The 22,053-nt window shown below is 45.7% G+C and carries 17 protein-coding genes; all 17 read right to left on the reverse strand.

Translation table 11 applies throughout. The annotated features are described in order from the left end of the window. Positions 1–3 precede the first annotated feature (3 nt). The 17 genes from rapZ to BN1691_RS06140 all read right to left on the reverse strand — a co-directional run bounded on the left by rapZ (position 4) and on the right by BN1691_RS06140 (position 22,025). On the reverse strand, positions 4–870 hold the full coding sequence (gene rapZ, locus BN1691_RS06060; protein ID WP_048601342.1) for an RNase adapter RapZ: 867 nt from the start codon (positions 868–870) through the stop codon (positions 4–6). Between the two features lie 188 nt (positions 871–1,058). Then, positions 1,059–2,027, reverse strand: a complete 969-nt coding sequence (gene trxB / locus BN1691_RS06065; RefSeq protein ID WP_048601343.1) for a thioredoxin-disulfide reductase — start codon at positions 2,025–2,027, stop codon at positions 1,059–1,061. Positions 2,028–2,182: 155 nt separating this feature from the next. Next, entirely contained in the window at positions 2,183–3,853 is a 1,671-nt protein-coding gene (locus BN1691_RS06070) for a tetratricopeptide repeat protein (protein WP_147545714.1), read from the reverse strand. A 173-nt stretch (positions 3,854–4,026) separates the two neighbouring features. Further along, positions 4,027–4,524, reverse strand: coding sequence for an acyltransferase (locus BN1691_RS06075; RefSeq protein ID WP_048601345.1), 498 nt, complete (start codon positions 4,522–4,524; stop codon positions 4,027–4,029). Further along, positions 4,524–5,192: a pyrophosphatase PpaX gene (ppaX, locus tag BN1691_RS06080; protein WP_048601346.1), complete on the reverse strand. Its 669-nt coding sequence runs from the start codon at positions 5,190–5,192 to the stop codon at positions 4,524–4,526. Before ppaX ends, BN1691_RS06075 begins: the two co-directional genes overlap by 1 nt. A 38-nt stretch (positions 5,193–5,230) precedes the next feature. After that, positions 5,231–6,172, reverse strand: coding sequence for a nucleoside recognition domain-containing protein (locus BN1691_RS06085; protein WP_082147033.1), 942 nt, complete (start codon positions 6,170–6,172; stop codon positions 5,231–5,233). Then, positions 6,169–7,068, reverse strand: a complete 900-nt coding sequence (gene lgt, locus BN1691_RS06090) for a prolipoprotein diacylglyceryl transferase (protein ID WP_048601347.1) — start codon at positions 7,066–7,068, stop codon at positions 6,169–6,171. Before lgt ends, BN1691_RS06085 begins: the two co-directional genes overlap by 4 nt. 87 nt (positions 7,069–7,155) lie before the next feature. Then, complete coding sequence (gene hprK / locus BN1691_RS06095; RefSeq protein WP_048601348.1) at positions 7,156–8,082, reverse strand: HPr(Ser) kinase/phosphatase; 927 nt, start codon at positions 8,080–8,082, stop codon at positions 7,156–7,158. A gap of 62 nt (positions 8,083–8,144) precedes the next feature. Continuing rightward, complete coding sequence (locus tag BN1691_RS06100; protein WP_048601349.1) at positions 8,145–9,323, reverse strand: DUF4097 family beta strand repeat-containing protein; 1,179 nt, start codon at positions 9,321–9,323, stop codon at positions 8,145–8,147. Between the two features lie 69 nt (positions 9,324–9,392). Continuing rightward, positions 9,393–12,218 (reverse strand): excinuclease ABC subunit UvrA, encoded by a 2,826-nt coding sequence (gene uvrA / locus BN1691_RS06105; RefSeq protein ID WP_048601350.1) that lies wholly within the window; start codon positions 12,216–12,218, stop codon positions 9,393–9,395. Beyond that, on the reverse strand, positions 12,215–14,194 hold the full coding sequence (gene uvrB, locus BN1691_RS06110; RefSeq protein WP_048601351.1) for an excinuclease ABC subunit UvrB: 1,980 nt from the start codon (positions 14,192–14,194) through the stop codon (positions 12,215–12,217). Before uvrB ends, uvrA begins: the two co-directional genes overlap by 4 nt. 161 nt (positions 14,195–14,355) lie before the next feature. Further along, positions 14,356–15,642 (reverse strand): PDZ domain-containing protein, encoded by a 1,287-nt coding sequence (locus BN1691_RS06115; protein ID WP_048601352.1) that lies wholly within the window; start codon positions 15,640–15,642, stop codon positions 14,356–14,358. A gap of 119 nt (positions 15,643–15,761) precedes the next feature. After that, positions 15,762–17,291 (reverse strand): S41 family peptidase, encoded by a 1,530-nt coding sequence (locus BN1691_RS06120; protein WP_048601353.1) that lies wholly within the window; start codon positions 17,289–17,291, stop codon positions 15,762–15,764. Positions 17,292–17,376: 85 nt separating this feature from the next. Continuing rightward, positions 17,377–18,573 (reverse strand): murein hydrolase activator EnvC family protein, encoded by a 1,197-nt coding sequence (locus BN1691_RS06125; protein WP_048601354.1) that lies wholly within the window; start codon positions 18,571–18,573, stop codon positions 17,377–17,379. Between the two features lie 39 nt (positions 18,574–18,612). Then, a complete protein-coding gene (gene ftsX, locus BN1691_RS06130) occupies positions 18,613–19,506 on the reverse strand; it encodes a permease-like cell division protein FtsX (RefSeq protein WP_048601355.1) in 894 nt (297 codons plus the stop codon). After that, on the reverse strand, positions 19,496–20,182 hold the full coding sequence (gene ftsE / locus BN1691_RS06135) for a cell division ATP-binding protein FtsE (RefSeq protein WP_048601356.1): 687 nt from the start codon (positions 20,180–20,182) through the stop codon (positions 19,496–19,498). The genes ftsX and ftsE overlap by 11 nt, the downstream gene beginning before the upstream one ends. A 343-nt stretch (positions 20,183–20,525) precedes the next feature. Next, the gene (locus BN1691_RS06140; RefSeq protein ID WP_076850123.1) at positions 20,526–22,025 is read right to left on the reverse strand and encodes a nicotinate phosphoribosyltransferase; all 1,500 of its coding nucleotides are present in this window, start codon (positions 22,023–22,025) and stop codon (positions 20,526–20,528) included. Between the last annotated feature and the right edge of the window lie 28 nt (positions 22,026–22,053).

Here is a 22,053-nt window from a genome sequence, read left to right on the forward strand (position 1 = left end):
CAACTACTCCTTCTCAATGTCGCGGTGTGCAATGGAAGTTCTAAAATCTTGAGCATAGTAACGGTATAAATAATCCGCAATGGTAACAGAGCGATGTTTCCCACCTGTGCAACCGATGGCAATCACAATTTGTCCTTTTCCTTCCCTTTTATACTGGGGAAGTAAGTAGGTTAAGAACTGTGTCAATTGCTCAAGAAACTGTTCTGTATCCTTCCACTTCATCACATACTCTGCTACCTCGGGATCCTTACCCGTTCTTGGACGCAATGAATCAACATAATGGGGATTTGGCAAAAAGCGGACATCAAATACCAGATCGGCATCGATGGGCATCCCATACTTAAAACCAAAGGATAATATATAGACAGGGAACCTACCTTCTTCTTTTATTACGAATGAGTCAACCATTCGTTCCCTTAATTGAAGCGGTTTCATACGTGATGTATCTAAAATGAGATTGGCTCGGCCTTTTAACTCCTCCAATAGCTTGCGCTCCCGCTGAATTCCATCGAGGAGGGAACCCTCAGGGGCGAGAGGATGGCGACGGCGTGTCTGCTTATACCGAGAAATTAAGGTTTGATCACTTGCATCTAAATAGACGATCTTCACATTAAGCCCTTGAAATTGATTGAGTTGATTTAATGAAGTGAAGAGTTGATCAAAAAATTGTCGTCCACGTAAATCAATAACCAACGCGACACGACCGATTTTTCCACCCGACTGTTCAATTAGCTCTGCAAACTTCGGGATTAATACAGGTGGTAAATTATCAATACAGTAAAAGCCATTATCCTCTAAACTCTGCATGGCCACTGTTTTTCCTGCACCTGACATCCCAGTTATGATAACCATGGAGATTTCCTGATCCATTTTGACCCCATCTTTCTATCACTATATGCTTTAGCATAGCAAACTTAATGTAACAAAGAAAGAGACGTTACACCAAGTGTAACGTCTAGTACCAATTTATGTCTTAAGGGGGTAACAAGAGATACCCCTATCTTACCCAACGAAGATAACAATTGGATTACAATCATGTTAAAAATATCTTAAAATTTTTAATTTAACACTTTTTCCGTTGTTTGCTCCTCTATTTCCCCATCAGCGAGAGCTTCAACATAATGATGAGCTTCCATAGCTGCGATACTCCCGTCTCCTGTTGCAGTGACAACCTGACGAAGTGTCTTCTCGCGAACATCACCAGCAGCAAAAATACCGGGAATGCTAGTATGCATCTTTTCATCGGTGAGGATATAGCCTGCTTCATTGGTGATTCCAAGATTTCGCACAGCATCACTAAGAGGATCCATCCCTACATAGATGAAAATACCATCTGCACGAAATACTTGCTCCTCTCCAGTATTCCGATCCTTGATAAGAACACCTTCAACCTTCTCTTCACCTAGAATCTTTTCCACTGTATGGTTCCAGATAAAAGAGATTTTCTCATTGGCGAAGGCTCGCTGTTGAATAATCTTTTGTGCTCGTAGCTCATCACGGCGGTGGATAATTGTAACCTTCGAGGCATAATTGGTGAGGAAGATGGCTTCCTCTACAGCAGAGTCACCACCACCTACGACCACCAGTTCCTTGCCCTTATAGAAGGCGCCATCACAGACTGCACAATAGCTTACGCCACGACCAGCTAACTCTTGTTCACCAGGTACATTCAACATACGGTGCTCTGCGCCAGTAGCAATGATCACGCTCTTCGCCTTGAATACCTTATCACCACAATCTATAACCTTGAGGTTTCCTTCCTCACGAATCTCTTTGATCATCCCATAAAGATACTCCGCGCCAAACTTACGAGCATGATCAAACATTTTATTGGAAAGATCGGGGCCTAAGATACTCTCATAGCCTGGATAATTCTCAATTGCTTCAGTATTGGCCATCTGACCTCCAGGTACACCACGCTCAATCATCCCTACACTCATATTCGCCCGGGCTGCATAAACTGCTGCTGTCATTCCAGCAGGTCCTGCTCCGGCGATTAAAAGATCATAAATCTTTTCCTCTGCCATTTTACTCTTCCCTCCAATTCAAAGCGTGTCGACATTGATCCCCCACCTCTGCAGATGGGGGATACATCATGTCACTTCGCTTATCAATACAATTCATGATTATCTTATTTATATCATGAGGAGATGAGATCTGTCAAATACCCTTTGGGGTATATTTAATCTTCATGATCTGAAATACTTTGCCTCAATTCCCGTAGATATGTTTGCATGGTAGAAAGAGGTGCCTCAAAGATGAATGCCATCTCCCGCTGGGTAATGGCAGGTGTCGCTTCCTGAACAGCTTCATACAATACCGCTGCTGCCCATGCTCTACTATTTCGCTTCGCTGGTAGCTGTGAACCGCTGGACAAATATTGAACCCACAGGGCAATCGCTGTCTGATAAACCATGCTACTTTGGTCCCCTTGGATGCCCAAACGGAGTCGGAAGACCACATCATATAAGAACGCAAGCCAGTCTGGATAATTCTCTGGCTCATCCAACTCAATCTCCTGGTCTTCCCAAGTCACCGTATACCCTTCACCTTTACCAAGACAAATTAACACGAGAATGGCCATCTGCCGAAGCCAATCCTCCTGGGTAGTATCGTCGATGAGCTGGCGAAGCACTTGCTTCGTCTCCTCATCAGGTAGGTAGATAAAGGCTTGGAGTAAGCGTTGTTTCGTCTCTCCACTTCCCGTACGGAATGCCCAGATTAAGGTAGACCTTAGATAGGGGGTATTCCACAATCGTTGCACAAGGCCATGATGTTCTGTGATCTGAGCGAAAAACGATTCATCTAACTTCTGATAATTATAAGGAAGCATCCCATAGTTCACATGACCAGCAAGCTGATCTTCCACAAGCTTAAGATAGAATGAGGGTACATCCTCATCAGGAATCCATTGTACTAACTGTTTCCAATACTTACGTGCGAGCTTATATCTTCCCGTATTAAAGGCAGAAATCGCTAAGAAATGCTGCGCAATAATATCTCCTGACACCTGGTGATTAATAAGTACTTGAAAGCGTCGATACGCCTCTTCATGGTCCCCAAGCATCCCAAATGTGGCTGCTAGCTTGAACATTTGCTCCTCTTGAATCGGCCAGATGTTACGAAGTAACTTTAGCACTTGTACAGCTTTTTCTAATTCCTGCTTATGTGTATAGATCACTGCAAGATTGGCTAGTGCATGCAAGTTTCCCGGATCTCGCTCCAATAAAAGTGTCGTAGTGAAGAGTGCTTCATCTAGCCGTTCCAAATAGAAATAGGCTAAGGCTAAATTATTCTGCGCAGCAGAAAAATCAGGATGATCCTTGACGATCTCCTCTAATTTTTTTGCAGCCTCCTCAATCTCTCCATTCTCCAAAAGTTCCCGTGCTTCTTGATGTCGAAGAAAAAGCTGCTGCTCTTCCTTGCTGCGAATGATCTTTACTGGCATCTCAAGTTCAAAGCTGAGAAAGTCTAATATATCTTCTGCATCATCTGCATACTCCCCAAAGGGAGACTCGGCAAGATAGCGGGACGCATATTCCTCTGCTAGCTCCCACTGCTCCATGAGCATATAATTGTTCGCCAACAGAAAGTTGCAATCACTGACCTCTTGATTCCACTCTTTCAGCATAAATTTAAGAACTTGATTGGCCTCGCGCATCCGATCAGCTTCCGTTAGGGATTCTGCAAGATAGTAGTAGGCATCCTTCCCCTTCGGGTTCAAGATCAAGCTCTTTTTAAAGTATTTGACTGCTTTATCATAATAAGATTTTTCACGATATTTTAATCCCAATTGTAAAAAGAATTGGGCATCTTGTTTCATAGGGACCACTTTATTTCTATGAGGTCTCATGGGTTCATCATCCTTCACTTATTCCTCATTCAATCATTCCGATGCTTCTTACAGGCAAGTATATCACAAAGGATTCCTACTTCCCAAAAGAAAAGTGTTCCGAAAACACTCGGAACACTTGTTGATGAGAATGTGAATAGCCTCTACTTACTGTATAGATCTCATGCAGATCACTACGAAGTCTTTCCATCCAAATGTTTAATAATCTTCGCTGGATTGCCTGCCACCATCGTATAAGGTGGTACATCCTTGGTGACCACACTTCCTGCTGCGACAATGGCATGATCCCCAATACGGATACCTGGTAAAATTAAGGAGGTGGCCCCAATCATTACATGATCACCAATGACTACCTGACCTAAGCGATACTCTTCGATGAGATACTCATGACAAAGAATAGTGGTACCATAGCCAATTACGCAATTTTTACCTACCTGAATCAACTCTGGATACATGATATCCACCATTACCTTGTACGCAAAGGCCGTCTTCTCTCCCACCTTCATCTTGAGAAGGTGGCGATACATCCAATTCTTCCAAGAGAGAAAAGGGGTATAATGACTGAGCTGAATCACAAAGGTATTTCGAAAGACCTTCCAGAAGTTCACGGTTCGGTAGATCTGCCAGAGGGAGTTACTTCCTTCCACTCCGTATCGAGTGGTTCTCCTCATCACTTCACCCCACTGTTCAGGTCTTGCTTGCCAATAATTGCGTAGAGATCCCGCATATCATGGAGAAGAAAATCAGGGGTGAACTGCTGTAGGTAGGCTGAACCACGGAGGCTCCAGGCAACCCCTGCAGCCTTCGTTCCAGCAGCATGGGCTGCTTGAATATCATATGGAGAATCCCCTACATAGAGAGTTGTTCGAGGGTCTGCATCCGCCAATGAGATTCCCTTTGCAATGGGCTCTGGTGCTGGCTTATGCTCCTTCACATCCTCATACGCCACGAGAATGGAGAGATAACGCTCCAATCCAAAAGCACGGAGACTCAACTCTGCTGTCTTCCTCCGTTTAGTGGTGACAACGCCCATATTGACCCCTGCTTCAGACAATTCCTTGATCACTTCTCCCACATTAGGAAAGGGGCGAATCAGCTCATCATGGAGAGAGAGATTATAACTTATATAGGTACTGGTTAGCTCCTCCACACGATCAGGAGCAACCCTTGCCATCTGTTTATGTAATGGCTCTCCCATATAAGGGAGGATTGCTTCCCGTGTATAGCGACCAGGAAAATAATCATTAAAAGTACGGAGAAATGATTGAACGATTAGTTCATTGGTATCTACCAGTGTTCCATCTAAATCAAATAACACCGTCTCGAGCTTGGGTAACATCGGGTCCACCATCCTTCGTAAAATAAACGAATGCCTTCTTAACCTTTGGCCACGGCCATTCGATTCAATTCTATCCGCTTCCAAACACGGGAGATAATCACCGTCATCACCAACGCTACGCTAAACCGTAGTAAGAGCAGGGGAAGAACATTGATCCCCAATGGTAAAAAGACCAAGGTATCCTCTACAATGGCATGACAGGCCACGAGAAAGAATGACATGAGATAGAGATCCTTTTTCGATAGCCCTTCTTCCTCAGCTGCTTGAATCATCACACCTGCACCATAGGCCAGGCCAAAGATGAGTCCTGCTAAAAATGCAACAGCAGAATTGGGATGAACGCCTAAAAGCTTGGTAAAAGGCTGCATTAAGCGTGCCAATTTTTGTAATACATGAATATCCTTTAATACTTGAATAAATAACATGACTGGTAAAACAATCATGAGCATCCGTAGAATCCCGGAGACAGCCTTCATGAACGCTAGATAAAGAATGGCTTGCCATGTGGGATCGGCGCTGGCAGCAATCACTCCACCATGATGGACGATCTCACTTCCGCCCTGATAAACGAGGTTGACCAATGCCGCCATAAGAAAAGCTAGCACTAAGCGGATCAACGCCATCAACCAAGCGCTGACTCCAACCTTCCGCGCTACCACCGATTCAATAATAAGATTATGAGCGAAGCTTAGCATGACCGCTAAGATAAAGATTTGTTTTATGGATAGGGTTAAGCCTAAGATGGCTCCAATTGCTGCATAGAGATTGACCAATGTGCCTAAGGCGAGGACGATTGCTGCCTCCCCATTTAAGCCGACCAATCCCATTACCGGTGCAAACAGCTGCTCGATCCAACCGATCACCGGTGTATATTGCAGGACAGAGACGATGAACGTAATAGGAAAAATGATCTTCCCTAATTGCCATGCTGTCTGTAATCCTGCCTTTAAACCATTACGAAATGTCATCGTGGTAATCATTGATGTAGACTTCCTCCCTCAAATTGCCGGTAATGACGCCGGCGCCAAACCATAAGAATGATGGAAATAAGCACAATTACAAGGCTGATGGTCTGTGCCATTCGAATGTTTCCATCCTCCAAAACGCCCTGATCCAAGAAGAGTCCGAGGGGTGCCCACAACGCATTTAAGAGATCGGCAAACCATTGGGGTCCATTAAAGGCTAGGCTATCTGTCCGTAGCCCCTCGATAAAGAAACGACCGATGGAATACCAGATCAGATAGCTGAAGAAAACCTCCCCTTGGTGATGACGGAGTCTTGTTAGACCAATGAGGAGTAGAACACCGATCAGATTCCAGATGGATTCATATAAGAACGTAGGATGATAATAATTTAAGCCATATGCTTCCGTACTGAAATACATCTGATTGGCAATAAAGGATGGAAAATGGGAGATGAACTCAGCGGATACAGGACCACCATGTGCTTCCTGATTCATAAAGTTTCCCCAGCGACCAATGGCTTGCCCTAACAGGATGGCAGGTGCAGCCACATCCGCAAGACGCCAGAAGGGAATCTGCCGACGGCGTGCGAAGAACCACCCCACAATGACGGAGGCAATTAAGGCACCGTGGATGGCAAGACCACCCTTCCAAACCTTCAGGATATCCTCAGGATAGTAGCTATAGTAGACATTCCAGCGTAGGATCACAAAATAGATCCGTGCACCTACCACAGCAAGGGGAATGGCCACAATGGCCAGGTCAAGGAGTGTATTAGAATCCACGCCGAGGTACTTTCCCTGCCAGATCGCCATGAGAATACCACTTAGGGCTGCCAGACTCAGAATTATCCCATACCAGTGAACCTCAATGGATCCAATGGAGAAGGCAATGGGGTCAATGGCCTCTATCATTATTGAATCATCCTCTCTCGCTTTCAAGCACAGAATCAGCCTTTTCTAAAAAACATCTAATGATTATACCACAATTTCAATGAAATACTAGATCTCTTCTTCCTCAATGGATTCCATCAATTTCTGGGAAAAATGGACGGGAGCATTATAGCCTAATAATTTAAGGCGATAATTCATCGCAGCCACTTCCACCAATACTGCTAAATTTCGACCAGGACGTACGGGAATCACCAATCTAGGAAGATCTGTATCTAAGATACGGATCCTTTGCTCATCCAAGCCGAGGCGATCGTATTGAGTATTAGGATCCCATACCTCTAACTGAACCACCAGCGTGATTTTTTTATAGCTTCGTACTGCACCAGCACCAAAGAGCGTCATCACATTCACAATGCCGAGACCTCGAATCTCTAAAAGATGTTGAATCAGCTCTGGTGCACTACCAATTAAACGATTCTCTGAGGTTTGTCGTACTTCCACCGCATCATCGGCGATCAGACGATGGCCACGCTTCACCAGCTCGAGAGCCGTCTCACTCTTCCCAATCCCGCTCTTGCCCATCAACAAAATTCCCATTCCATATACATCGACTAAGACACCATGTAAGGTTGTACTAGGGGCTAAACGTCCCTCCAAATAGTTGGCGAGCTTACTCACCATTTTTGTTGTAGAGATGGGTGTACATAGAAGTGGAACCCCGCTTCGCTCTGCGGCCTCAATGAGAAGAGCAGGAACCTCCATCCCATGACAGATACAGATAAAGGGCGTTTTGGTCCCACATAGAATCTGAAATCTTTCCATTTGTAAGGCTTCAGATAAGGTCTGGATGAATGAGCATTCCGTCATTCCTAAAAGCTGAACATATTCCTGTGGATAATAATCAAAGTATCCCGCAAGCTCAATCCCTGGTCGATTAATATCGGAATGCTTAATGGGACGTGCTAACCCCCGATGACCTGCAACGACCTTGAGTGAGAACTGCTCGACCACATCTTTCACAAAAAGCTGGCTCATACCTGCCTCAATCCTCTCTTCAACTCCTAGCCTCTGACGAGCCTCTACCTACTCGTCTACCTTTAGTCGATATTGATGGATCCATTCATTGTACTACAACGGAGATGTAGTAATTCTGATGCATTGAGATCTCGTTCAAGATGAATAGTACGTTGCGCTCCTTGTCTTACTTCAGAACGGATTACCACAGAAGGCACATCAATATCAATGGAGCCTGACTTGGTTTGAACAACTCCTTCAAGGCCTAAGGATTCCGTTGGGAGTTCCACATGGATATGGCCATTCTTGGTTTGGAGTATCAGCTCTCCACCTTGAGCTCTGGTCATTTCATAGTGAATACTACCATTGGAGGTTTCCAATTCACCCTGCTTCACACTACCCTCCATATGCATGGAACCATTGGAGCTTCGACACTGTAATTGATCAAGGAAGCTATCCTCGATCCGAATGGTTCCATTGGATGTATGAGCAATAAACTTCTCCCCATCCAAATCATCACAACGAATAGCTCCATTCCCTGTCGCTAGCTCCGCCTTGCGAAAATGGAGATTCTCCAAATCGATCTTGCCATTACTAGTCTCCACATGGAGATGTTCCAACTGATCATAAGGAACATAGATTTGAATATTAGCCCGTACCTTACGATGGCCTTCCATCGTGATCCGGTGGATCGTAGTCTCTTGCTCATGCTTCCATAGTGATTCGATCAGTTGCTCCGCAGAAAGGGGGCGATCCTCTTTCACTCTAGCATTGAGAAGAATGGAGTACTCTTTACGATGCCAGCCTTGTACTTGCACAGTCCCTGCATGGTGGATAATCGTCAGTTCACCCTGTTCCGGCCAGGTACCATGCCACTCCTTCTCCACCTTGAGACGATCACGCCAATCTAGATCAAACATCGCATCCCAGTCAAGGGCCTTCACCTGATCCACTACATACTCCATCAAGCGGCCAAAGCGTTTTGTTCCACGTTCCAACGCTGAGAAGGCCTGCTCCACCTTGCCTTCCCAATGATCCGCACGCCTTTGTTGTTCATCATGGCGCTGTCTTTCTTCTCTACGACGGGAAGAAGCAGACTGAGGCTCCTCTTCCGTCTTCGCCTCTTCGTTTTCCAAATTATCTTCTACTTTATCGATGGCCTGCAATAACCGATACGCTTCTTCACTGGAGATAAGACCTTGCTCAAGCATATCAAGAATACGACGTTCCTTCACTTCGCGTTCACTCATACCCTCATTCATGCTTCTCTCTCCTTTATGGCTTTTCGGCCTGATAACATTTTCCATGTCCACTATATCATGTTCTAACATCTAATCTCTAGCAAGTACTCGTGCTAAGTACTGCCCTGTATAGGAACGCTTCACCTTCACCACTTCCTCTGGTGTGCCTGTGGCAATCACGGTTCCTCCACGATCTCCTCCCTCAGGGCCAAGATCGATAAGATAGTCCGCTGTCTTGATCACATCAAGATTATGTTCGATAACCAGAACGGTATCCCCATTCTCCACGAGACGTTGAAGCACTTCAAGGAGGCGAGCAATATCATCTACATGGAGGCCCGTGGTAGGTTCATCCAGAATATAGAGAGTGCGTCCTCGACTACGACGGTATAGCTCCGATGCTAGCTTCACGCGCTGTGCTTCACCGCCAGAGAGGGTGGTAGCTGGTTGCCCCAGTCGGATATAGCCGAGTCCCACATCATATAAAGTCTGAAGCTTCCGCTGGATTCGCGGGATATGCTTGAAGAACTCTAGGGCATCCTCCACCGTCATCTCCAGCACCTCAGCAATATTTTTACCCTTATAGCGAACCTGCAAGGTCTCCCGATTATAGCGCAAGCCATGGCAGATCTCACAAGGAACGTAGACATCAGGGAGGAAGTGCATCTCAATCTTGATAATACCATCACCACGGCAAGCCTCGCAGCGTCCTCCCTTCACATTAAAGCTAAATCGCCCCTTCTGATAGCCACGCATCTTCGCCTCGTTGGTCTGGGCAAAGAGATCTCGGATATCATCGAAGACACCAGTATAGGTAGCTGGATTGGAGCGAGGCGTTCTCCCGATGGGGGACTGATCAATGTCGATTACTTTTTCAATATGCTCCAAGCCCTCTAAGCGTTCGAACTGACCAGGTATTACCTTGGAATGATTGATCTCGCGGATTACGCCCTTATGCAACACCTCGTTCACCAAGGTACTCTTCCCAGAACCAGAGACACCTGTTACACAGACAAAGAGTCCGATAGGTATAGCCACATCGATCTTACGGAGATTATTTTCTTCCGCTCCATAGACCTTAAGCCATTTACCGTTGGGTTCTCGGCGCTTCGCTGGTATGGGGATGAACTTCTTACCACTTAGGTACTGTCCTGTTAATGAGTGCTCGTTAGCCATGACCTCTTCTGGCGTACCATAGGCTACGACCTCTCCCCCATGTACACCCGCTCCAGGGCCGATATCAATAATGTAATCAGAAGCCCGCATTGTATCCTCATCGTGTTCTACGACGATCAAGGTGTTACCTAGATCGCGCATCTGCTCCAGTGTATGAATCAGGCGATCATTATCCCGCTGATGTAAGCCGATGCTAGGCTCGTCCAAGATATAGAGAACGCCTGTTAACTTCGACCCAATTTGCGTAGCAAGGCGGATACGCTGCGCTTCACCGCCAGAGAGGGTACCTGCAGTACGATCCAGCGTGAGGTAATCTAAGCCCACATCCATGAGGAACCGTAAACGATCCTCAATCTCCTTCAAGATGAGTCGAGCGATTTGATACTCCTTGGTGCTTAATTGGAGTTCCTTAAAGAAGAGCAGGGCTTCACCGATGGAAAGAGCTGTGACCTCAGCAATATTCTTACCCCCTACATAGACAGCAAGGGCTGCTGGATGAAGTCGCTGACCATGACAATGAGGACAGGGCTTTTTGCTCATATAGCCTTCGATCATTTCACGAATATACTCTGAGGCCGTCTCCTGGTAGCGCCGCTCTAAGTTGGGGATGACCCCTTCAAAGCTCACATCGCCTTCCTTCACCATGCCACTATCATTCTCATAGACAAAGTGAATTTTCTCTCCCTTACTTCCATAAAGAATCTGGTGGAGCGCTACTTTATTCAGCTGCTCCACTGGTAGATCAATGTCCACACCGAAATGTTGGCAAGCGGCTGCCAATAGCTGAGGATAGTATGTAGAAGTGACCCCAGCCCATGGTTCAATAGCTCCTTCTGCAATGCTGATTGAACCATCAGGAATAATCAACTCAGGATCCACCTTCATTCTCGTGCCCAATCCATCACATTCTGGACAAGCACCAAAGGGACTATTGAATGAAAAGAGACGTGGTTCTAGTTCATTAATACTGAAGCCACAGATCGGACAGGCCATTTTCTCGCTGAAAAGTAGCTCCTCTTCTCCCATCACGTCCACCAATACCTTACCATCGGCAAGACGGCATGCTGTTTCCAGAGAATCTGCGAGACGACTGGCCACATCTTCCTTCATCACAATCCGATCCACCACCACAGCGATGGAATGCTTCTTATTCTTCTCCAGGTGAATATCACTATTTAAATCAAGGGTCTCTCCATCGATCCGTACCCGCACATAGCCTTCACGACGGATCTCTTCCAGCAACTTGGCATGCTCACCTTTACGACCCTCCACGAGAGGGGCAAGGATCTGCATGCGCGTCCGTTCTGGATATTCTAACAGGCGATCCACCATCTGTTGAATGGTTTGCGAAGTGATTTCCATACCATGGGTAGGACAGGTTGGATGACCTACACGTGCGTAGAGAAGCCGAAGGTAGTCATAGATCTCTGTTACTGTCCCCACTGTTGAACGAGGGTTACGACTGGTGGTCTTTTGGTCAATGGAGATGGCAGGACTCAAGCCATCGATGGCATCCACATCAGGCTTTTCCATTTGACCGAGGAACTGTCTTGCATAAGCAGAGAGTGACTCCACATAACGTCGTTGTCCTTCCGCAAAGATCGTATCAAAAGCAAGGGAGGACTTCCCTGACCCTGACAAACCTGTTAAAACCACAAACTGATTGCGTGGAATCACCACATCAATATTTTTAAGGTTATGGGAGCGTGCCCCTTTAATCACAATTTTATCTTGGTTCATCCCTGTTCACCTTTCAACTGGATAATAAGATCTCGTAATTCTGCTGCTCGCTCAAATTGCAGCGCCATGGCGGCTTCCTTCATCTCTTTTTCAAGACGAGTAATCATCTCACGGAGTTCATCCTTGCTATAGGACTTTTCTTTGATGGTCGTGATATAATCTTCCTTCTCTTCTGCCGCATGGGTGGCTTGAATCACATCACGGATCGCCTTCTTAATGGTCTGCGGTGTAATCCCATGCTGTTCATTGTAAGCCATCTGTTTCTTGCGCCGGCGCTCCGTCTCATCAAGAGCCAGCTTCATGGAATCCGTCATCTTATCTGCATACATAATTACATGACCACTGGCATTTCTTGCAGCCCGACCGATGGTTTGGATCAGTGAGCGATGCGAACGGAGGAAGCCCTCCTTATCCGCATCAAGGATGGCAACTAGACTCACCTCTGGTAGGTCCAAGCCTTCTCGTAATAAATTTATCCCTACGAGCACATCAAACTCACCTAGACGCAGATCGCGGATGATCTCCATCCGTTCAATGGTTTTAATCTCTGAGTGGAGATAGCGTACCTTAATGCCCATCTCTTTGAAATAATCGGTTAAATCCTCGGCCATCTTCTTTGTTAAGGTGGTAACCAGTACCCGCTCATTTCGCTCTACCCTAGTATGAATCTCCCCGAGGAGATCATCGATCTGTCCATGGATGGGTCGAATATCGATGGTAGGATCCAGCAGACCTGTTGGACGGATAATCTGCTCTGCCACAGCCTCAGCGTGTTCTTCCTCATAGGGACCTGGTGTTGCAGAGACGCAGATCATCTGATGGATATGCTTTTCAAACTCTTCAAACTTTAATGGACGATTATCTGCCGCAGAGGGCAGACGGAAACCAAAATCGATTAGGACCTTTTTTCGCGCTTGATCTCCGTTATACATTCCTCGTACCTGTGGCAATGTTACATGGGACTCATCCACCAGCATGAGAAAATCCTTGGGAAAATAGTCGAGCAAGGTATAGGGTGTAGAGCCAAGCGGGCGGAGGGTAAGATGAACTGAGTAATTTTCAATGCCCGAGCAATAACCCATCTCCCGCATCATTTCAAGATCATAGCGTGTCCGTTGCTCCAAGCGTTGCGCTTCCAAGAGCTTCCCCTTTGCATTCAGAACGGCTAAATGCTCTGCAAGCTCTGCCTCAATCCGTTGAATGGCGAACTGCAATTTCTCTTCACGTGTGACGAAGTGGGAGGCAGGAAAGATCGCGATATGCTCCCGCTCTGCGAGGATCTCACCTGTAAGAACATCAATTTCGGTAATTCGATCGATCTCATCACCGAAAAACTCCACACGAACCGCCTGCTCTCCGTAAGAGGCTGGGAAGATCTCCACCACATCACCGCGGACGCGGAAGGTGCCCCGGGTAAAGTTAATATCATTCCGCTGGTATTGAATATCCACGAGTTTACGTAAAATTTCATCGCGATTCCGTTCCATGCCGACACGAAGTGAAAGGACAAGGGCACCATACTCCTCTGGCGAACCTAGACCATAAATACAGGAGACGCTGGCCACAATAATCACATCTTGTCGTTCAAATAAAGCACTTGTTGCCGAGTGGCGAAGCTTGTCGATCTCGTCGTTAATACTTGCATCCTTCTCAATGTAGGTATCGGTTTGGGGGATATACGCTTCTGGCTGGTAGTAATCATAGTAGCTCACGAAGTATTCCACTGCATTGTTAGGAAAGAATTCTTTAAACTCTGCATGTAGTTGAGCAGCCAATGTTTTATTATGTGCGATGACTAGCGTGGGTTTATTCACATGATTAATAATCTGGGCCATGGTATAGGTCTTACCCGTACCTGTAGCACCTAACAAGGTTTGGATTCGCTTGCCCTCCTGAATGCCCTTCACAAGCTGTTCAATGGCTTGCGGCTGATCACCCTGCGGTGTAAATTCCGACTGCAATTGGAAAATTCCCATCCTCCCTACTCCTTCCTCCTATCGCCACACAATTGGTTGATAGCAACTATTATAGCACACACTTCCTGCAAAACAAAGAAAAAGGGGAACAACCGTTCGAAAATGTTGTTCCCTCTCACTTCTATGATTGACCATAATCGTAACCGAACTAAACACTCAACTCATGATGATTGATGGGTTCGTTGTATTCGCTTCCAGCGTTGGCGAATTACCTTCCAGAGGGATTCGGTTTGCCAATCCACATAGAATTCCGTCTTCTCATCTGGAGCAGTGATGATGCCTAATTGATGGTGCTCCCCTGTATAGATGGTGGCTTGAGCTAGTTTAATATTCCCATTAAGATCTTCCACCTCCAGGTGGACCTGTGTACCTTGCTGCTGCAGCGCTGCATAGAGTTCCTTGCGATTATTCACCGCTTCCCCATTCACTTTAACAATAAGCTCTCCAATCTCAAGGCCCATCTCCTGCGCTGAACTCTGCGGCAAAACAGCTAGTATCTTCACCCCGTAGCTCTTCTGGACAAAATAAGGACGGTGCTGCCATTCCCACGCTTGTTGACGATAGTGTAACCACTCATGTCCTCCAATGGTCCAGAGCACAGCCCCGATGAGGAACCACTGCCACCATACAGCGAGCATGAGAAGGAGAAGAAGTCCTCCACTATAGAGGAGCAGTTCCCACATGGCCAAGCGTTTGGCTTGTTGAGGTGTACGGGCCATGATTAATCGAGAGTACCCGATAATTAAGGGGATGGGGAGAAAGAGAAAGGAAGAAGCATCTTGACCAAACCAGATAGGCCACGAATCTGGAAACTGACTGGTGGCATCCCAACCCCATAAAAATGGAACAGGAAGAAGCATGGGAAGAACCCAGAAACGCTCTGCATAGTATCCCCCTTGGAGCTGTCCCCGCTTTCCTTCCAGGATCAACGGTGAAGCAGCAAAATCACCGTCAACTCCCACCAAAATTGCTTCAGCAATATGAAGAAACGCTACGAGGGTGAGTAACGGGAAGAGCTGAATACTAGCCATCTCCTGCCAGAACCAACCCACCATTGGCCAGGTAGCAGGAGTATTCCATAATTGGGCTAGCAATGCAAGAATACCGATAATTCCACCACTATAGGACAAACAGAGAAAGCGTACATGGAAGAAGGAGAGGAATAGCGTTAAGACTCCGACCCAGAGTAAATCCTCCAACCTTAGCGTTAGACCGGTGACTAAGAAGAGAACAGAGAAGATCAACCCCGCTAAGATTCCAAGCAAAACCGAACTCCACCAACGCTCCCAAACACTATGTAGTTTAATGTGAAAAAGGGATCGTTCTAGCTCTACCTGACGGCGGTAGATTAAAAAGGTGAGAAGGAGGAACAGATATAGAAATGGTTGTAACAATAGATAAGGTAGATGGATAAGCCAATCCCACAGTAGCCAGCCCAATGATTCCATACAATTTCTCCTCCAGTTCTCTCTTCCACGAATGCTTACTATCTATATCCAGCTCTCTTTATTCAAAAACCCATGTAAAAAAAGCGATCACAGGAGATGGCTCCGTGATCGCCTGTACGTTAATTTTTGCTCTTTATCTTCTCTACAAGGGTTTGGATACCAGTCTGCAATTGGCGATCATGTTCTGGATTCTTCACCAATTCGATAATCAGGTCTTGTAGTTTTTCTGCGGTCTTCGCATCTACTTTTCCTGTTACCTTAAGGTGATTCGCTTTTTGGAACGCTTTAACCGCCTGTTCCATCCCTTTATCATAGTAACCATCCTCACGACCAGGCTCATAGCCTAACCCCTTTAAGATGATCTGAAGATTTTTTACTTCGTTGCTCATCATATCATATTGATAAACCGTATCAGGTGGGATAATAGTTGCGTTAAAGTAATCTGGCTGCTTCACTTCGATATCAGGCTTGACGCCCACCTTATGAATCCATTCACCCTTTGGTGTTAACCACTTCGCAATGGTCAATTTGATCTCACTGTCATCACCCATGGTGAAAGGACTTTGAACCGTTCCTTTACCAAAGGAGGTCACACCTACTAATGTAGCCTTGACAGAAGTATCATGAAGGGCAGCAGCCATAATTTCTGAGGCACTCGCACTTCCTTCATTAATTAAGACTACAATGGGTTGATCAATACCCTTGGTTTTCGTTTTTAATACCTGCGTATCTCCTTCACGGCTTACCACTTGAACCATCACTTGGTCTTGTGGTAGTAGACGCTCTAGCATGGAGAGAACGGCGGTTAAATACCCCCCAGGATTTCCACGTAGGTCGATAATAAAGCCCTGAGCTCCTTGATCTGTTAGATGCTTCACTTCTTCATTGAAGCGTAAAGCAGTTTTTTCAGCAAATTGGGTGACTTCAATCTTCCCAATCTTAACTCCTTTTACTTCGATCATTTCGCCATACACCGTTTCAATGGGGATGGTGTCACGAATCACAGTTACGGTCATCGGCTCACTGCTACCAGCACGGATGATCCCCAGACGTGCTTCTGTCCCCTTCGGGCCACGAATCTTTAGGACTGCATCATAGAGGGAGAGGCCTTCAACACTTTCGCCATTCACAGAGATGATCTGATCCTTGGGGCGAAGTCCTGCCTTCTCTGCTGGAGATCCCTTCAGTGGCGCCATAATGGTAACACGGCCATTTTCTAGACTCACCTCAGCGCCGATCCCTTCAAAGGTGGACTGTACTGAATTCTGAAACTCCTTCGCCTGCTCTGGTGTCATATAGACGGAGTAAGGGTCATCCAGTACATCTAACATTCCACGGATGGCACCTTCAACCAACTTTTGGTCATCTACTTCAATCATATAATTCTCTTGGATCAATTTGTAGGCTTCCACAATCTTTTTTAACTCATCATCGCTGATACCTGAAAGGTCAACATCATTCGATTTCGTTCCACCCGAAGCAGCCACCACATGATCATTGCGATTAGCCATGCGTGGGTCGTCAGCACTATTGACCGCATCTGTTTTTGGAAACAACGAATCGATATTGGCAACTAACAGGGTGGCTCCAACCACGATAACGATCACAAGTATCGAATACCATACCTTCTTGTTACCAGAGGGAGTCATGATTTGCCACCACCTTTTCTCTTTGCTATGCACCTAGTATACGTGATCTAGCATATTTTATGAACCTGTATTTTATCATGTTTGATTATTGACCTGCAAGATACTGCTCTGGATCAACAGGTTGACCATTCAAATAAACGGTAAAATGGCAGTGCGGACCAGTAGAGCGACCAGTCGAGCCTACTTCAGCAATCTTCTGACCTCGTTCCACCTCTTGTCCAACCTCCACCTTTAGCCCACCATTACGAATATGTCCATATAGAGTCTTTAAGCCATTACCATGTTCAATCATCACCGTATTGCCAAAGCCTCGTACATATCCTGAGACGGTGACCACACCGCTTTCAGCTGCAACGATGGTTGTACCACTGGGTGCACCGATATCCAGTCCTGAATGGCCTGCTTGTTTCCCTGTAAAAGGATCTGAACGCATACCAAAACGTGAAGTAATCCGATGAGAATCTGGTACAGGCCATGCTAAGGCACCGCCACTCCAGTACTCCTTCACCTTAATCTCTTTAATTTTCTTCTGATTCGCAGCAATCTGCTGAGCGATGGCTAACGAATCTTGCTCAAATTCTTCCTTCATAATCCCTAATTCAGCTTCTTGGGCTTGCAATTGTGCGACACGAACTGATTGATTTTTCTTCATCACTTCAAATTGCCGTTTCTTTTCGGCTTGTTCTGTATAAAGCTTGTCCAATTGAACTAAATGAGCATCCACTTCAAGCTTCTTCTGTTCTACCAGCTTTTTATCTCGAACTTGCTCCTCTAGGATCTGCTTATCGGATTCGACAATAAGGCGGAGGGATTCCATTCGAGAAAGAAAATCACCAAAGCCTTCCGATTGGAGTAGAACATCAAGGTAGGTTACATCGCCCATTTCATACATGGCACGTACGCGTTCCTTCAAGACCCGATCCCGAGTTGCTACACGAATGATGGCTTCATCCAATTCCTTTGCAACCTTCTCCGCTTCTACCTTCGTTTGGGAAATCTCCTTATCTAGCTGAGCAACCCGATTAATAATATCATTCAACTGCAGATCGATCTGCATTAATTCCTCTTCTAGTGCCTTCCGTTCCTTTGCAATACTATTCTGTTTCTGTTCGTATTCGCTCCGTTGCTGCTCGATCTGGTTCGCCTTCTGTTCCAGCTTCTGAATCTCTTGCTGTAGACGATTTACAGCATCATCAGCCTCTGCTGTACTAGGAACATAGAGGGTCATGGTAATCGTCAATAACAAAAGGAAGCAAAGGCCTCGTTTTCCCCATCTCACCATCAATTCTCCCTCCAGTCTTATCATCTCTATACAATGCTTCTATACCCGTAAGAATCTCCGGACGGAGACCAAACTTCCCCATACACCGATAAAGATCCCGATCCCTAATAGGGTGAGGAAGACCTGAGTCGCCACTGTACTCATGGGTAACAGTTCAAACCAATAGAGACTAATATCTCCATGGACAGCACCGAGCAAATAGTAGTACCCCACCGATAGAAGAGTAATGGGGATTAAACTTCCGATTAGCCCTAATAGTAAGCCTTCCACAAAGAAGGGCCAGCGGATAAAGTTATTAGTCGCCCCAACCAGACGCATAATGGCAATCTCCTTACGTCTTGAAACAATGGTCAGCTTGATCGTGTTGGCAATTAAAAACATTGCAGTAAAAGCGAGACCAACGATAAAGACGATCCCAATATTGCGCATTGTCGTGGTGGCCTTAAATAATTTTTCTACTTTGCCTTGTCCATACTCAACCTTATAAAATGTATCGATCTTCTCAATTTCCTGTGCCACAAGGGAAGTACGTTGTGGAATATCTGCATGAATCTCAAATGCATCAGGGAGTGGATTTTCTTCCCGTAATGAACCAAGATAACGCTCCCCGTCATCAAACTTGGCAATGAGCGCTTCTAAGCCCTCTTCCTTGGGAATAAACTTCACTTCAGCTACATGAGGAATCGCCTTCATTTTCGCTTCAATATTCTTCACCGTATCTGCATCTGTGCCACGATTCAAGAAGGCACGAATCTCAACCTGATTTTCAACCTGTCCAACAATATGGTTCATATTGATAGCGAAAATTAAGAAGACACCAAGAATAATCAAAGTAATCATCACAGAAGCAATGGAAGCAAAAGTCATCCACCGATTACGAATCAGATTTCGACTACCTTCGCGAATGTGACGGCCCAACGTTCTAGCTTTCATAGCCGTATTCACCTCGCTCTTCATCCCGTGAGATCGTTCCACTTTCAATGGCGATAACCCGTTTACGCATCTTGTTCACAATCTCCTTGTTGTGGGTTGCCATGACCACGGTAGTACCACGAAAATTGATCTCTTCAAAAATCTGCATAATTTCCCATGAGGTATCAGGATCCAAATTACCTGTTGGCTCATCAGCGATCACCAATGAAGGTTGATTAACCAAGGCACGGGCGATGGCCACACGCTGTTGTTCTCCTCCAGATAACTCATCGGGTCGAGATTTCAATTTATGCTTCAGTTTTACAAGATCCAGCACATCAAAAACACGCTGCTTAATTTCCTTCCGTGGAACCTCAATCACTTCCAAAGCGAAGGCCACATTCTCGTATACACTTAGTGTTGGTAGCAGCTTATAATCCTGAAAGATGACGCCAATTTGTCGGCGAAACTTGGGGAGTTGTCGAGTCTTGATCCGATCTAAATCGAAGTTATTGACGAAGATTTTCCCTTTCGTTGGACGTTCTTGGGCATACATTAATTTAATGAACGTGGATTTTCCAGCTCCGGAAGGTCCCACGACATAAACAAATTCATGAGCATCAATCTTCACATTGATATTCTGTAATGCAAGGGTTCCATTAGGATACCGCTTCCACACATCTTGCATCTCGATCAAAATTCTCACATCCCTATCCTTGATGTAACTTTAACTGGGATATCATGGTACTTCGACAGTGGGATACATAATTCCTTGTCTTCACCATACTTTCCCGGGAAATTATTTTTCTTCAGCAAAAGCTCCTATTTTTTATATCGGAAATTACGAAACTAATGATAATAGTGTCAAACAAAGTATGTCGTTTTCCATTATATCATGTCCAAGAATGAGGTTGGGAGGAAAAAAGAGGGAGACTACAAAATTGATGCATTCAAGCATCAATTTTGTAGTCTCTCATTTCACTATTTTCTGCAATTATATCTTTAGCTACTCGATCTCAGCTGCAGTCATTTTTAGCTTCTTACTTTTGAGGATAGAGTTCCTTGGGACGATCGCTGAGATGACAAACACCATCCTTCGTGCTTCCACTAGCGATCAATAAGGTTTGCCGTAAATTCCACAGCTTCTCTGATAAATCAACATGATAACGATGTGGATTGGTCAAGCGTTTATGCTCTTCAGAGAAGAGGGCTAGTTGCTCCCGCGAAAAGGCTTGAATCTCTTGCAAGGTAGGGAATTGATAAAGAATCTCTCCATCCTTCATTATCGGCACAAGGAGAGGCTGTACTTCAAAGTTACGAATCACTTTGCGTTTCCAGGTATTCACCGGATCGAAAAGCTCAAGCTCCTTGCTCATATCCAATTCCTCTTCATCGAGCATGATGAGATCTCCTATAGCCTTTCTGCTCTTCTTATCGATGAGACGAACCACCTTTTTGAAGCCGGGATTGGTAATCTTCGATGAGTTCTCAGATACTTTGATCTTCGGTACTAATTTCCCATCCTCCTCGGCAGCCATCAGTTTATACACACCACCTAAGGAAGGATCGTCACTGGAGGTGATCAGCTTGGTTCCCACACCCCAAGCATCAATTTTTGCGCCTTGCATGAGGAGCTCACGAATCAGGTACTCATCTAAATCACTGGAGGCAAAGATCTTGGTCTCTGTTAAACCAGCCGCATCCAACATCTTGCGGGCCTCTTTGGACATGTAGGCTAAGTCACCTGAATCAAGGCGAATTCCCTTCAAGGTATAGCCTTTTTCCCTGAGCTCATGACCTACACGAATGGCATTGGGCATCCCGCTCCGTAACGTATCATACGTATCCACCAGTAGCACGCAATTATCTGGAAACTGCTGTGCATAGACACGAAATGCTTCTAATTCAGAGGGCATCCGCATGACCCAAGCATGGCTGATCGTTCCCGAAACCGGGATGTTGAACATCTTACCAGCCAGTACATTGGAGGTAGAAGCACATCCTCCAATAATGGAGGCACGTGCACCATAGATGGCAGCATCAGGTCCTTGTGCCCGCCGCGCACCAAACTCCATAATGGGACCACCCTGCGCTGCATGAACCACACGGTGTGCTTTGGTGGCGATCAAGGTTTGATGATTGATGATGGTCAATAGCGCTGTCTCTACATATTGTGCCTGAAACCATGGACCACGGATTCGCATCAACGGTTCCTGTGGAAAGGCAACACTTCCTTCTGGCATGGCATAAACCTCACAAGTAAAGCGAAAACTAGCAAGACGCTCTAAAAAAGCTTCGTCAAAAACCTGTAAAGAACGCAGGTAAGATAAATCATCTTCGCTAAAATGGAGATTTCTAAGGTAGTCGATGGCCTGTTCCAAGCCAGCTGCAATGACGAACTGACTGCCCGATGGTGCTCGACGAAAATAGATGTCGAATACCACCTCTTGGTCGGGATTCACCTTCTCCGATGACATCATGGTCATCTGATAAAAATCAGTAAGTAAAGTTAAATTGCGCGTAATGGACTCGTTTCCCATCGTATCCGATCCTCCACTTCTCAATTCT

This window comes from Rubeoparvulum massiliense, assembly GCF_001049895.1.
Lineage (GTDB): Bacteria > Bacillota > Bacilli > Rubeoparvulales > Rubeoparvulaceae > Rubeoparvulum > Rubeoparvulum massiliense.